Origin of the sequence: Alkalimarinus coralli, from assembly GCF_023650515.1 — a bacterium.
Classification (GTDB): Bacteria; Pseudomonadota; Gammaproteobacteria; order Pseudomonadales; family Oleiphilaceae; genus Alkalimarinus; species Alkalimarinus coralli.
In genome coordinates this window covers 3516266-3528975 of the sequence record NZ_CP096016.1, presented here as the reverse complement: position 1 = coordinate 3528975, position 12710 = coordinate 3516266, and the positions used below count along the sequence as shown (strand labels likewise).

The 12710-nt window shown below is 45.4% G+C and carries 12 protein-coding genes; 8 read left to right on the top strand and 4 right to left on the bottom strand.

Annotation, left to right across the window (positions count from 1 at the left end):
• Window positions 1–12: 12 nt before the first annotated feature.
• Genes MY523_RS15810 through cls form a run of 3 tightly spaced genes read right to left on the bottom strand, consistent with a single transcriptional unit; the run spans window position 13 to window position 2757 of the window.
• Window positions 13–507, bottom strand: a complete 495-nt coding sequence (locus tag MY523_RS15810; RefSeq protein ID WP_250655645.1) for a hypothetical protein — start codon at window positions 505–507, stop codon at window positions 13–15.
• 39 nt (window positions 508–546) lie between these two features.
• Entirely contained in the window at window positions 547–1197 is a 651-nt protein-coding gene (locus MY523_RS15805) for a GntR family transcriptional regulator (RefSeq protein WP_250655644.1), read from the bottom strand.
• 57 nt (window positions 1198–1254) lie between these two features.
• Window positions 1255–2757 carry a cardiolipin synthase gene (gene cls, locus MY523_RS15800; protein WP_250655643.1) on the bottom strand — a complete coding sequence of 501 codons (1503 nt, stop codon included), beginning with the start codon at window positions 2755–2757 and terminating at the stop codon, window positions 1255–1257.
• A 123-nt stretch (window positions 2758–2880) separates the two neighbouring features.
• Here cls and MY523_RS15795 point away from each other — a divergent pair, with 123 nt between their 5' ends.
• Together MY523_RS15795 and MY523_RS15790 are read left to right on the top strand one after the other, a co-directional pair.
• Window positions 2881–4791 (top strand): Na/Pi cotransporter family protein, encoded by a 1911-nt coding sequence (locus MY523_RS15795; protein ID WP_250655642.1) that lies wholly within the window; start codon window positions 2881–2883, stop codon window positions 4789–4791.
• On the top strand, window positions 4781–5053 hold the full coding sequence (locus tag MY523_RS15790) for a hypothetical protein (protein WP_250655641.1): 273 nt from the start codon (window positions 4781–4783) through the stop codon (window positions 5051–5053). Before MY523_RS15795 ends, MY523_RS15790 begins: the two co-directional genes overlap by 11 nt.
• A 12-nt stretch (window positions 5054–5065) precedes the next feature.
• Here the strand turns inward: MY523_RS15790 and MY523_RS15785 are convergent, their stop codons facing one another.
• A complete protein-coding gene (locus tag MY523_RS15785; protein ID WP_250655640.1) occupies window positions 5066–5485 on the bottom strand; it encodes a hypothetical protein in 420 nt (139 codons plus the stop codon).
• A 250-nt stretch (window positions 5486–5735) separates the two neighbouring features.
• Between MY523_RS15785 and MY523_RS15780 the strand changes: the two genes are divergently transcribed.
• From MY523_RS15780 to MY523_RS15755, 6 genes are all read left to right on the top strand, one after another.
• Window positions 5736–6530, top strand: a complete 795-nt coding sequence (locus MY523_RS15780) for an alpha/beta fold hydrolase (RefSeq protein ID WP_250655639.1) — start codon at window positions 5736–5738, stop codon at window positions 6528–6530.
• Window positions 6531–7027: 497 nt separating this feature from the next.
• Entirely contained in the window at window positions 7028–8158 is a 1131-nt protein-coding gene (locus MY523_RS15775; protein ID WP_250655473.1) for an IS91 family transposase, read from the top strand.
• A 378-nt stretch (window positions 8159–8536) separates the two neighbouring features.
• Window positions 8537–9667 carry an IS91 family transposase gene (locus MY523_RS15770; RefSeq protein WP_250655473.1) on the top strand — a complete coding sequence of 377 codons (1131 nt, stop codon included), beginning with the start codon at window positions 8537–8539 and terminating at the stop codon, window positions 9665–9667.
• Window positions 9668–10045: 378 nt separating this feature from the next.
• Window positions 10046–11176: an IS91 family transposase gene (locus tag MY523_RS15765; RefSeq protein WP_250655473.1), complete on the top strand. Its 1131-nt coding sequence runs from the start codon at window positions 10046–10048 to the stop codon at window positions 11174–11176.
• Between the two features lie 266 nt (window positions 11177–11442).
• Complete coding sequence (locus tag MY523_RS15760) at window positions 11443–11790, top strand: hypothetical protein (protein WP_250655638.1); 348 nt, start codon at window positions 11443–11445, stop codon at window positions 11788–11790.
• Window positions 11791–11913: 123 nt separating this feature from the next.
• Window positions 11914–12702: a hypothetical protein gene (locus MY523_RS15755; protein ID WP_250655637.1), complete on the top strand. Its 789-nt coding sequence runs from the start codon at window positions 11914–11916 to the stop codon at window positions 12700–12702.
• Window positions 12703–12710: the final 8 nt, after the last annotated feature.

Here is a 12710-nt window from a genome sequence, read left to right as displayed (position 1 = left end):
CCGCCAGCCTGTTTATTGAACCGAGGTGAGTAGTTCGAATTCAGTTTCGCTGCAAGGCCCTGAGATGGGCGTTCTGGCGATAGCCTTAAGCTCTTGCCCAGGTTTAATATCGGTATAGGTCACGTCACTGGCGGCTTTTTGAAAGATATGGTCACCAGGGTAGAACTTAAAGCGAACACGCTCTTTGTTAACGTCTTTTACTTCGGCGATGCCTTTAGTGGTTTCATAGACACAGAGAGGCTGCGTGCCTTCAGCGTCAGGCCCGGTTTTTGTTTCACTACCATCGCTGTCTTGTTTTGAGTGCTTATCTTCCCCGTCAGGTGCAGCGTCGCGTTCTTTGGCTTTGTCATTCGGGCGCTCTTTTGCTGATGGTGTGCTTTCTTCTGAGTCGATATCTTTTTCGGGGTAAATGCTACAGCCGCTTAACAAAGCCAATAATATAAGGAGCAGGGTTGTATGACGGAAGAGGGGGGTAAGGCAATGTTCGGGCTGTTTTGTTGCCAGCATAGCAAGAAATTGATCCTGTCTTTTATTGAATGGGGACGATTAATTGATGCATTGTAATACTTGCCTGCACTGCTGGTCAGCATAATCTTTTAGAATTTTGACCAAGGCCTCTTCATCTCGGTCTTTGATGGTATCCAGTGAGTGGCGCATGTGCTCAAGGTTTTCTTTTAGAACCGGGGTGCCCTGTTGCAGTGCCACAAAGGCACACCGTTTTGCAGATGGCCATAAATCCTGTATGGCGCTGACTATAAAATAGTTATCAGCATAGGCGATAGAGGCTTGGGTGTATTCAATCCCCAAGTCCAGAAACTCCATTAATTGGCCTTTCTGAAAGCACTCTTTCATTTGTGTGTAGAGGCTCTCCATGCGGTCAATATCTTCTTGTTTCCAGTTTCTGACAAGCTTGATGCCAGTGTTGGTGAGGTACATCAGGATGGCTTCATAAAGGCTTTTTACGAAGTGCTCATCGAGCTCTGTAACGAATGTCCCCTTACGAGGAATGCTTCTAACAAGGTGCTTTTTCTCCAGTAACAACAGGGCCTCTCTAACCGAGCCATGACTCACTGAGAGTTCTTTTGCCATAGGGCCTTCGTAAATTCGCTGCCCCCCTTTTAGCTGATTAAACGCAATCAGGTTCTCGATGTGCGTGGCCACTTGTTCTGTGAGAGTTTCTTTAGGCTTAAATTGCATTGTGCATTCGCTTTGTTTTTATAGGTTCTAAGTTCTTAATAATACAATAAAGGCTTTTTAAAGCAACGGTGCGAGTAGCCGGGCACCTCGGCACATCACCCTGAACGCCCAGGGTCGCTGGCGGTAGTATTGAGCCGTGACTTGCTGGCAGTGGTCAAAGTCTTTTTTTAGCATCAGCTCTACATCTCTGACGACTTGCTGGTTGCATATCAGCGCTGTGACTTCGAAGTTTAATCGCATGGAACGGTTGTCAATATTGGCCGTGCCAACACAGGCATAGCGATTATCGACCAGCATGACTTTCTGGTGCATAAACCCGGTTTTATAGCGGTATACCTTAACTCCACTGAGGTCGGTTGCCTCCAGATAGGAGAACGCCGCGTAATAAACCAGCTTATGGTCAGGGTTATCAGGGATCATTATTCGGACGTCAACGCCTCTGAGTGATGCGAGTTGCAGGGCACTGATGATCTGTATATCCGGCACAAAATAGGGGCTGGCAATCCAAAGTCTCTCTGTTGCATGGTTGATGCAATTAAGAAAAAAAAGTTCGCAGGTATCGAATTCGTCCGCAGCGCTGGTAGGAATAATCAACACCGCTGAGCTTTCTGGCAATGGTGGTTCTATTTCAGAACCATCGATAGAGCGAGTTACTGTGGTCGTGGTCGCAGGAGGTTGTTCGTGATGGTCGGGGGCGATGGTGGGAATCCAGTTAAGCTGTGGCACGGTATCAGCTGACCAGTACCAGTCTTCGATAAATGTGACTTGCAGCGCCAGCACAGAGGGGCCGATGAGTTTTAAGTGGGTATCGCGCCAGGGTGAAAGCTTAGGGTTCAACCCCAGATACTCATCCCCGATGTTAAGCCCACCAAGAAAGCCGGTATGCCCGTCAATAATCAGAATTTTCCGGTGATTCCTGAAATTGATCTGAAAGCGCTTGCGGCGCTTGCTCACAGTATTAAACGAGCGGATATGAGCGCCAGCCGAGTTCAGTTTTTCAATGAACGGACTGGAAAGGTTTGCGCTGCCCACATCGTCATATAGAAAATAAACCCGGACGCCCTCCGACAACTTTTCCAGCAGCAGGTTACTGAGTTTGTTACCGATACCATCATCTCTGACGATATAAAACTCGATGAGTATGTACTCCTTTGCCTGACGTATGGCGCTAAACATGCTGGTATAGGTTTGCAGCCCATCAATTAGAAGCTGGGCGTGGTTATGTAATGTGAAGGGCATCGTTGTAAGCTGGGTAATAACTTCGTGCTCCCGGCTCTGCAATGGAGGTGAACAGATACACTGTTCAGCGTGCGTGGCCAAGGTATCGGCAATATGTGATAGCTCTTTGTCACCGATTCTGCGTGCAGCGACATAACCTTCAAAGCGATTGCGGCCAAAAAAGAAATAGAGCAAAACAGTTATGTACGGAAAGGATATCAGCCCAACTATCCAGGCAATAGCAGCCTGAGCGGTGCGAAAATTCTGTAGCACATGAAATATACATAACAGCGCTAGAAAGTAGACAAGGCTGAACAGGCTGGCAATGACGCTGAAATCCATTTTTATCTCAATCTGACGTACTGGTGAAGGCACACAACAGGGCACTCTATTGCTGCTATTCTTAAATAATAAAGCCCGTGTCTAATCTTAGTTGTTGTTTAGTCTATGTTAAAAAGAATATTTTTGCCTAGTATCGTTGCTGTTCTTGGTTATGGCTTTTGGGTCAGTCCAGACTTCAAGACAATCTGTGCGGGTGTGGCAATATTTCTGTTTGGAATGTTATCACTGGATTCGGGCTTCCGCATTTTTACGGGAGGCGTGCTGGAAAAGCTGCTTGCAGCCACCACTGACCGGTTATGGAAAAGCATTAGTTTCGGCGTTGTGAGCACCAGTTTAATGCAGTCCAGCTCATTGGTTTCGGTGATTAGTATCTCCTTTTTGTCGGCAGGCCTGATTGGCTTGTACCAAGGAATCGGGATTATTTTTGGTGCCAATATCGGCACCACGACGGGGGCCTGGTTAATCTCCGGTATTGGCTTGAAGGTCAATATCTCTGCCTACGCGATGCCAATGTTGGTGTTTGGTGCCATTTTTGTTTATCAGCACGCCAAACCGATAAAAGGCGTTGGCTATGTGTTGGCGGGTGTCGGCTTTCTGTTTCTGGGCATTCACTTTATGAAAGAGGGCTTTGATGCCTTTCGTGGCAATATTGACCTCACGCTTTATGCGCTGTCGGGAATTAAAGGGCTATTGATCTATACCCTGCTGGGCGCTGCGGCAACGGTGGTTATGCAGTCCAGCCATGCGACACTGGTACTGACGATTACTGCGCTGTCATCAGGCCAGCTTGAATATGTTAACGCGCTGGCATTGGCGATTGGTGCCAATGTTGGAACCACTGTGACTGCCATTCTGGGCGCGTTGGGGGCAGATATTCAAGGTAAGCGGCTGGCAGGAGCGCATTTGGTTTTTAATCTGATAACAGGGCTAGTGGCGCTGGTGTGTATTGCGCCATTGCAGTTGGCCGTTGATGTGTTGGCTGCCTCACTGGGAATTGCTGACGATGACTATACCTTGAAGTTATCGCTATTTCATACGCTGTTTAATGTAGGCGGGGTGATGATTATGCTGCCCTTTATTCGTCGCTTGGAAAAAATGCTGATGGTCGTTTTGCCAGAAGTGGCCACCTCGAATGCGTTGAAGTTAAACGAATCGGGAGGCAGCGCAGCGATTCGGGACATTGACGTGCCACGGCCCGAAACCCGCCGTGCTCGCTACTTGTCCCGCTCTTCCCTCATCTACCCTGATACCGCACTGTTTGTTCTGATAAAAGAAGTGAATGATTTGGCAGACCGAGTGCTGGCCGTTATTTCTTATGGGCTTTACTGCAAGTTTGATGCGATCACTTCTGGCGCGCCTATTGAAAAAGTTATGAGCAAACCAGAGCAAAGCCAGTTTAGTGAAAATATTGATGACCTATATAAAAATGAAATAAAAGGTGTGTACAGTGACATTGTTGAATTTGCGGCCAAATCCCAGCCACAGATGAGTGCCGCACAGATTCATCTGGTGTTTGAACTAAAAACCGCCTGCCGAAACGCCGTTGAGGCGCTTAAGGATGTAAAGCATCTGAGGAAAAACTTACACCGCTCCATGTTCTCAGACTATACCTCGGTGAGTGAGCAGTACGAACGTTTACGGCAAGACCTTATTGAGCTTATCCGAGAGATAAAACTGATTAGACAGCGGCCGAATAAAAGCTCACTGCTGTCGATTGACCGGGCCAGAATGCATCTGGAAAAGGCTGATGTGCTAGGCAGTGGAGAGCTGGATCAGTTAATCCGTGAACGAAAAATACCGGGGAGTGTCGCGACGTCTTTGATGAATGACTTTCATTATGCTCACGGCGTCGGGCGAAAGCTGATTAATATGACGGAGTTGCTGCAAGGCGCATCTTCAGCGGGTGATAGCGCTATTGACCCAGAACTGTCGCTGGATGCCAGCGAAATTTCCGAGTTGATAGAAGAGATCGACCTGCGGGAAGAACGGTCAGAACGTCCATCGGTGGCGAGAGGTAGACGAGATGCCAGCTAAACATAAGGTTCAAAAAATGCTGAAGAAAATAAAGGCGTTTCTTGATAGCGACTATCGGGAGCAAGTGGCGCGCAAAGAGAAAATTCTCGACGTGCTGAAACGCTTGAAGAAGAGAACAAAGGCGATTGAAAGGCAGCTTGCAGCGCAGGAAGAGGGAGCCGATAACACCGCACTGTTAGATGAGCTGGAACTGATAAAGGCCCAGCGGAAAAAGGCCATAAAGGTCATCAAGTCGATTAAAGAAGAACACTCCCAGAGCTAGGCCGTATTAATGTTATTGCGCGTCTGGCACGGTTGGAGTATAGGTAAATTTATGCAACGCCCAGATGGTTTGATTTGAAAAGGGCGGCTTAAACCGTTCATCAAGAATCTCCCCCCGTTTTCCCCTTATTGCTATTTCCTTGGTATGAAACACTTGCTCCCCAGTCGTCAGGTGACCGGAAAAGGTAAAGTTTAGCTTGCCTGGTTCAATAGCTCGTTTCAGCCGGCCTTCTATAGTGATCATTTTGCGATTTTTCAGCCAGGTAATGACACCGTCAATACAGGCGGTTTCAGTTTGATCACAGATTGAACGACCTCTGGCAATTTCTCTTGATACTGCGTGGGATACATCCGATATAACAAACAACCCGATAACCAATAGCAACGAGAGGGATTGGCTTAAACCTCGTTTAGGGAGTGAATAATGAGTCATACAGCACCTGTCAATCACGTAATAGGAGGCAAATATTGAGAGAACCATTCCAATGCTGCCATATTGGCAATCATGAAACTACCCCCGCTAACCCATAAACTATAATAAATGACGGTAGACGAGGTTTACTGGCTATTCTTATATATGGGCATGATAAACAGGAATAAATGTGGATCGGGTGGCGCAGGGTCAACGTTATACTAGCACTGTTACTCGCCTTCTGTGCCGTCAGAATGTCTGGTGCATGTTATTGGCAGCTCCGCTGATCTTGTCGTTGGCTGGCTGCTCTCTGCCCTTACACCAACAGGTCGAGGGTGTTGGAGGAACCTATCAAGAGGTGACAACCGACTCCTTTAAACACGTTTTCGCACTCAATCATTTTGCTAATAATGACGGCCCCGTGGTGGTTTATATCGAAGGGGACGGCACCCCATGGGCAACGCGACGACAGATATCTAACAACCCGACCCCCTTTAACCCGCTGCTGTTCGGTTGGTTCCTGGCCTCAAATGGTCCAGCGGCTTACCTGGGCAGGCCCTGTTATTTTGAGTTGGATGATGACCAATGTTCCGCCTATTGGTATACCCATGGTCGTTATAGTGACCGGGTGGTAGAGAGCCTGGTTGATGTTTTACACCAGACGTTGAAAGGGCGTTCGCTAATACTTGTTGGGCACAGCGGCGGCGGAACGTTGGCAATGCTAATGGCTGACAGAATGAATAATGTCTCAATGGTTGTGACAATCGCAGGCAACCTATCGGTGCAACAGTGGGCCGAGCATCACCAGTATTCAGCGTTAAGCGGTTCGCTTGACCCGATGCATGACTTAACCATGCACAACTCTGCATTGGGTAACGCTATTCCGCAGATTCATTTCTACTCCCCGAATGATGAAGTGATAAAACCGGAATGGATTGAAGCGTTAGCGGCCAAACAGGCTAACGCAGAATTGATTGAGCTGCCGGTAGAAGGGCACTCTGAGGGGTGGAATGTATACCGAGACGAGGTTATGAAGCGCATCAAAAAAGAATTAGATAAGCTTTAAGATAACTTGATGATCCTTTCTTTACGACATCTCCTTTTCAGAACGGGCCGTTATGCCCCGCTAGCTCATAGGTATTGTGAGCTGGGTGGAAAGCTTACGAATAATTACGTACTTAAGCCGGTATTTCTGGGAAACTTCTCAAAAATTATTGATAGGTCAATTAAGAGAACTGACGCTAATAATATGAGTGGTGGTCTATATTGCGTTGATTTATAAAGATATTGATTTATTTTCAAAGGCTGAGAGTTTCTGAGAAGCATCTTGTTTTAATTATTGGCCTCAAAGCGGAAAAGTGCTCTAATTGACTGATAGTAATTAAATTAATGTAGGCTTTCCAAAAAGGCATTTCTGAGTTTATGGGAATGGGGTTTTTGGGAAGGTTCCCATGAACTAGCTGTTAAATTCGCCAGGCAAAGCCTGGGGAAGACCTATCAATGATCTCGCACGCATAGAATAAGTACTGTAAATAAAAACAGTATAATGTTATAACTTCGTTTATGGAAACGAAGACTCTACAAGGACTGTTGGAGCAGCACTTACCTAAAGTGCGGGAACATATAAAGCTCCCGGTGTATCAACATAAAGCGTTGGATCGCCTTTCCGTTTGTCGCACACAAGCGCTGGGAGGGCATACCCAGTATTGTCCCAATGGTCATGTTAATGGCATTTGGTATAACTCCTGTAAACATCGAGCTTGCCCGCAATGCCAAGGACTTGCAAGTGAAGAGTGGCTTCGTAATACCCAATCCATCCTATTGAACTGCCCGCATCACCACGTCATCTTCACCATCCCTGAAGCCCTGAATAAACTCTGGCAATATAACCGCGAGTTTATGACAGGGGTCTTGTTTAAGGCAGTGCAGGAAACACTCCGTGAATTCGCTAATGACCCAAAATACTTGGGGGCAACGCCGGGTATACTGTCAGTTCTTCATACCTGGGGGAGAAACTTATCACTACACCCGCACATACATGTGTTGATCAGTCATGGTGGTTTAGATGCCAAAGGTCAGTGGGTTGAGCCAAAGAAGGGTAGTCTCTTTCCTCAAAAACCAGTGATGATGGTATTTAGAGGTAAGTTATTGGCAACACTTAAGAAAGCGCTAGAGCAAGAAAAGCTGGTTTTACCTAAGGGCGAAATGACTCATAAAGTAAAAGCGATGCTAAATCAGCAGGGGCGAAAAGATTGGGTGGTACATTTTTGTAAACGCTACGACCATGCTAGAGGTGTCGCCAAGTATCTTGCACGATATGTTAAAGGAGGGCCCTTTCGAAACCAGCAGATTAAATCGACTAATGAAAGCCACCTGACATTCAGCTATCAATCACACCAGACAGGACGAAAGGAAAAGCTGACGATCAGCTACGAAGCGTTTGTTCAGCGTTTTATGCAGCACATACCTTTACCCCGAAAGCAAAGTACAAGATACAGTGGCCTTTATACATCAGTACAAAGAGAAAAACTAAACGTAGCACGCAAACAATTACGGCAAAAGCCGGTGCCGAAGAGATTAGAGCTGGACTGGAGTAGCTACCTCGAAGAAAAAGGATTTAGACCCGCATGCAGTACCTGCGGTTTACCGATCTACCATGGAGAGGCAATAGAAAAATTAAAACAGATTCATTGATAATAAGAGACATAGCCGTTGATAGCTATGGGGTTAGTCGTGCCCGATAAAAAGAGATTGACGAAACAGGCGTCTAGCATGCACACTCAAAAACAGGTTAAAAGGCAGCAGAAGAGATGTTGTGGTAATGAAAAAATAGATCAAACCACCATAGATCAGGAAGGGGAAGCGTCGAATTCCGGAGCTGTGAATTTAACAAGGTGATGCAACGACCTCACTCGGGATAGAACGGTGCTGGTCGTTTTTTTAGGGGCCGAGTAAGGTCGATGATCAAAGCGTTAAATTCGCCAGGCAAAGCCTGGGGAAGACCTATCAATGATCTCGCACGCATAGAATAAGTACTGTAAATAAAAACAGTATAATGTTATAACTTCGTTTATGGAAACGAAGACTCTACAAGGACTGTTGGAGCAGCACTTACCTAAAGTGCGGGAACATATAAAGCTCCCGGTGTATCAACATAAAGCGTTGGATCGCCTTTCCGTTTGTCGCACACAAGCGCTGGGAGGGCATACCCAGTATTGTCCCAATGGTCATGTTAATGGCATTTGGTATAACTCCTGTAAACATCGAGCTTGCCCGCAATGCCAAGGACTTGCAAGTGAAGAGTGGCTTCGTAATACCCAATCCATCCTATTGAACTGCCCGCATCACCACGTCATCTTCACCATCCCTGAAGCCCTGAATAAACTCTGGCAATATAACCGCGAGTTTATGACAGGGGTCTTGTTTAAGGCAGTGCAGGAAACACTCCGTGAATTCGCTAATGACCCAAAATACTTGGGGGCAACGCCGGGTATACTGTCAGTTCTTCATACCTGGGGGAGAAACTTATCACTACACCCGCACATACATGTGTTGATCAGTCATGGTGGTTTAGATGCCAAAGGTCAGTGGGTTGAGCCAAAGAAGGGTAGTCTCTTTCCTCAAAAACCAGTGATGATGGTATTTAGAGGTAAGTTATTGGCAACACTTAAGAAAGCGCTAGAGCAAGAAAAGCTGGTTTTACCTAAGGGCGAAATGACTCATAAAGTAAAAGCGATGCTAAATCAGCAGGGGCGAAAAGATTGGGTGGTACATTTTTGTAAACGCTACGACCATGCTAGAGGTGTCGCCAAGTATCTTGCACGATATGTTAAAGGAGGGCCCTTTCGAAACCAGCAGATTAAATCGACTAATGAAAGCCACCTGACATTCAGCTATCAATCACACCAGACAGGACGAAAGGAAAAGCTGACGATCAGCTACGAAGCGTTTGTTCAGCGTTTTATGCAGCACATACCTTTACCCCGAAAGCAAAGTACAAGATACAGTGGCCTTTATACATCAGTACAAAGAGAAAAACTAAACGTAGCACGCAAACAATTACGGCAAAAGCCGGTGCCGAAGAGATTAGAGCTGGACTGGAGTAGCTACCTCGAAGAAAAAGGATTTAGACCCGCATGCAGTACCTGCGGTTTACCGATCTACCATGGAGAGGCAATAGAAAAATTAAAACAGATTCATTGATAATAAGAGACATAGCCGTTGATAGCTATGGGGTTAGTCGTGCCCGATAAAAAGAGATTGACGAAACAGGCGTCTAGCATGCACACTCAAAAACAGGTTAAAAGGCAGCAGAAGAGATGTTGTGGTAATGAAAAAATAGATCAAACCACCATAGATCAGGAAGGGGAAGCGTCGAATTCCGGAGCTGTGAATTTAACAAGGTGATGCAACGACCTCACTCGGGATAGAACGGTGCTGGTCGTTTTTTTAGGGGCCGAGTAAGGTCGATGATCAAAGCGTTAAATTCGCCAGGCAAAGCCTGGGGAAGACCTATCAATGATCTCGCACGCATAGAATAAGTACTGTAAATAAAAACAGTATAATGTTATAACTTCGTTTATGGAAACGAAGACTCTACAAGGACTGTTGGAGCAGCACTTACCTAAAGTGCGGGAACATATAAAGCTCCCGGTGTATCAACATAAAGCGTTGGATCGCCTTTCCGTTTGTCGCACACAAGCGCTGGGAGGGCATACCCAGTATTGTCCCAATGGTCATGTTAATGGCATTTGGTATAACTCCTGTAAACATCGAGCTTGCCCGCAATGCCAAGGACTTGCAAGTGAAGAGTGGCTTCGTAATACCCAATCCATCCTATTGAACTGCCCGCATCACCACGTCATCTTCACCATCCCTGAAGCCCTGAATAAACTCTGGCAATATAACCGCGAGTTTATGACAGGGGTCTTGTTTAAGGCAGTGCAGGAAACACTCCGTGAATTCGCTAATGACCCAAAATACTTGGGGGCAACGCCGGGTATACTGTCAGTTCTTCATACCTGGGGGAGAAACTTATCACTACACCCGCACATACATGTGTTGATCAGTCATGGTGGTTTAGATGCCAAAGGTCAGTGGGTTGAGCCAAAGAAGGGTAGTCTCTTTCCTCAAAAACCAGTGATGATGGTATTTAGAGGTAAGTTATTGGCAACACTTAAGAAAGCGCTAGAGCAAGAAAAGCTGGTTTTACCTAAGGGCGAAATGACTCATAAAGTAAAAGCGATGCTAAATCAGCAGGGGCGAAAAGATTGGGTGGTACATTTTTGTAAACGCTACGACCATGCTAGAGGTGTCGCCAAGTATCTTGCACGATATGTTAAAGGAGGGCCCTTTCGAAACCAGCAGATTAAATCGACTAATGAAAGCCACCTGACATTCAGCTATCAATCACACCAGACAGGACGAAAGGAAAAGCTGACGATCAGCTACGAAGCGTTTGTTCAGCGTTTTATGCAGCACATACCTTTACCCCGAAAGCAAAGTACAAGATACAGTGGCCTTTATACATCAGTACAAAGAGAAAAACTAAACGTAGCACGCAAACAATTACGGCAAAAGCCGGTGCCGAAGAGATTAGAGCTGGACTGGAGTAGCTACCTCGAAGAAAAAGGATTTAGACCCGCATGCAGTACCTGCGGTTTACCGATCTACCATGGAGAGGCAATAGAAAAATTAAAACAGATTCATTGATAATAAGAGACATAGCCGTTGATAGCTATGGGGTTAGTCGTGCCCGATAAAAAGAGATTGACGAAACAGGCGTCTAGCATGCACACTCAAAAACAGGTTAAAAGGCAGCAGAAGAGATGTTGTGGTAATGAAAAAATAGATCAAACCACCATAGATCAGGAAGGGGAAGCGTCGAATTCCGGAGCTGTGAATTTAACAAGGTGATGCAACGACCTCACTCGGGATAGAACGGTGCTGGTCGTTTTTTTAGGGGCCGAGTAAGGTCGATGATCAAAGCGTTAAATGTCAATGAGGGAATTATGGCATATTGGGTAAATCACCTTATTGGAAACTCAGATTTGGAGTATCCACTAGAATCACTCTCTTCACTTTATGATGAACTTTTGGAAGCAACAAATGAGCATCCAGATGTATCTCTTACTCACGAATCTGAATGGTGTTTATCCGCATATTCATCAGGCTTGCTAGTATGGGAAAATGTAGAAGGTGATGGTGAACCTAAACACTTAGAAAATACCACAAAAGAAAAAGTAATAACTTTGTGGAGCCTGTTAGCCAAAGGTAATATTTCAGAAATCGAAACAGAAAATTGGCAGCAGGGTTATGGAAACTAAACATTTAACAAGAGCATGTTGCATCAGCCACTTCGTGGCTTGGACAGCTTTGCTACGCGGCTTCGCCGCTTCACAAAACTGCCGCAAATGCAGGCGTTAAGCACCACTACTAAGGAGTAACCAGTGGTAATAAAGAAAGACAGAATTAACAACTTGGTAATCGAAATGGAGGGACTGTCGGAACCTCAGCTATCTCTCATTGAGTCGATTATCGAAAAGCTGAATGTTCCATTTGATATTATATGGTCAAAAAATGATTCCGATCTTGCTGTTGGTGACTTTTCTCAGCTTTTTGGTGACTACCTAAAAGTGCATCATTGCTTATCAAGGGAGGCGCTTTCAAAAGATCGTTTCGAATACGCCTTAGAGGATATTTGTAACCAAGTTGGCCTCGTCGCTCGTTTAGCTGACAGAGGAAATCCAGGTCAAGATATAACTATTAATGGAAGTAAATTCTCCCTAAAAACACAAGCAGACAAAAAAATTAAGGTAGACGAACTTTGGGTTTCAAAGTTCATGGAGTTAGGAAAAGGCGAATGGACTGATAAGCAGGAGCATTTAGTAGGCTTGAGAAATCAGTTCGTTGAGCACATGGAGTCTTATGAGAGAATTTTTCAATTAAGGTGCTTATCGAACAATTCAAAAACTCATTCTGATAATGTCTATCATTATGAGCTGGTAGAAATACCTAAAAGCTTGCTGCTTGAATCGGTAAATGGAAATCTCTCTTATTCTGAAAAAAGCCAACAAATCCCTAAGATAGGATCATGTACAACTTTAGATGGAGCCGGAGAGATAAAATTTCAATTGTATTTTGATGGTGGCGGTGAACGAAAACTTCACATCAAAAAGCTTCAAAAGAAGCACTGTATCAAACATGCAGAATGGAAGTTTTCGTTAAAAACGATCTAGCTTAGCTT

What these genes read in the sequence shown, in the direction of transcription:
- MY523_RS15810 (WP_250655645.1), bottom strand. Translation starts at nt 507, where the DNA reads ATGCTGGCAACAAAACAGCCCGAACATTGCCTTACCCCCCTCTTCCGT.
- MY523_RS15805 (WP_250655644.1), bottom strand. Translation starts at nt 1,197, where the DNA reads ATGCAATTTAAGCCTAAAGAAACTCTCACAGAACAAGTGGCCACGCAC.
- cls (WP_250655643.1), bottom strand. Translation starts at nt 2,757, where the DNA reads ATGGATTTCAGCGTCATTGCCAGCCTGTTCAGCCTTGTCTACTTTCTA.
- MY523_RS15790 (WP_250655641.1), top strand. Translation starts at nt 4,781, where the DNA reads ATGCCAGCTAAACATAAGGTTCAAAAAATGCTGAAGAAAATAAAGGCG.
- MY523_RS15785 (WP_250655640.1), bottom strand. Translation starts at nt 5,485, where the DNA reads ATGACTCATTATTCACTCCCTAAACGAGGTTTAAGCCAATCCCTCTCG.
- MY523_RS15775 (WP_250655473.1), top strand. Translation starts at nt 7,028, where the DNA reads ATGGAAACGAAGACTCTACAAGGACTGTTGGAGCAGCACTTACCTAAA.
- MY523_RS15770 (WP_250655473.1), top strand. Translation starts at nt 8,537, where the DNA reads ATGGAAACGAAGACTCTACAAGGACTGTTGGAGCAGCACTTACCTAAA.
- MY523_RS15765 (WP_250655473.1), top strand. Translation starts at nt 10,046, where the DNA reads ATGGAAACGAAGACTCTACAAGGACTGTTGGAGCAGCACTTACCTAAA.
- MY523_RS15760 (WP_250655638.1), top strand. Translation starts at nt 11,443, where the DNA reads ATGATCAAAGCGTTAAATGTCAATGAGGGAATTATGGCATATTGGGTA.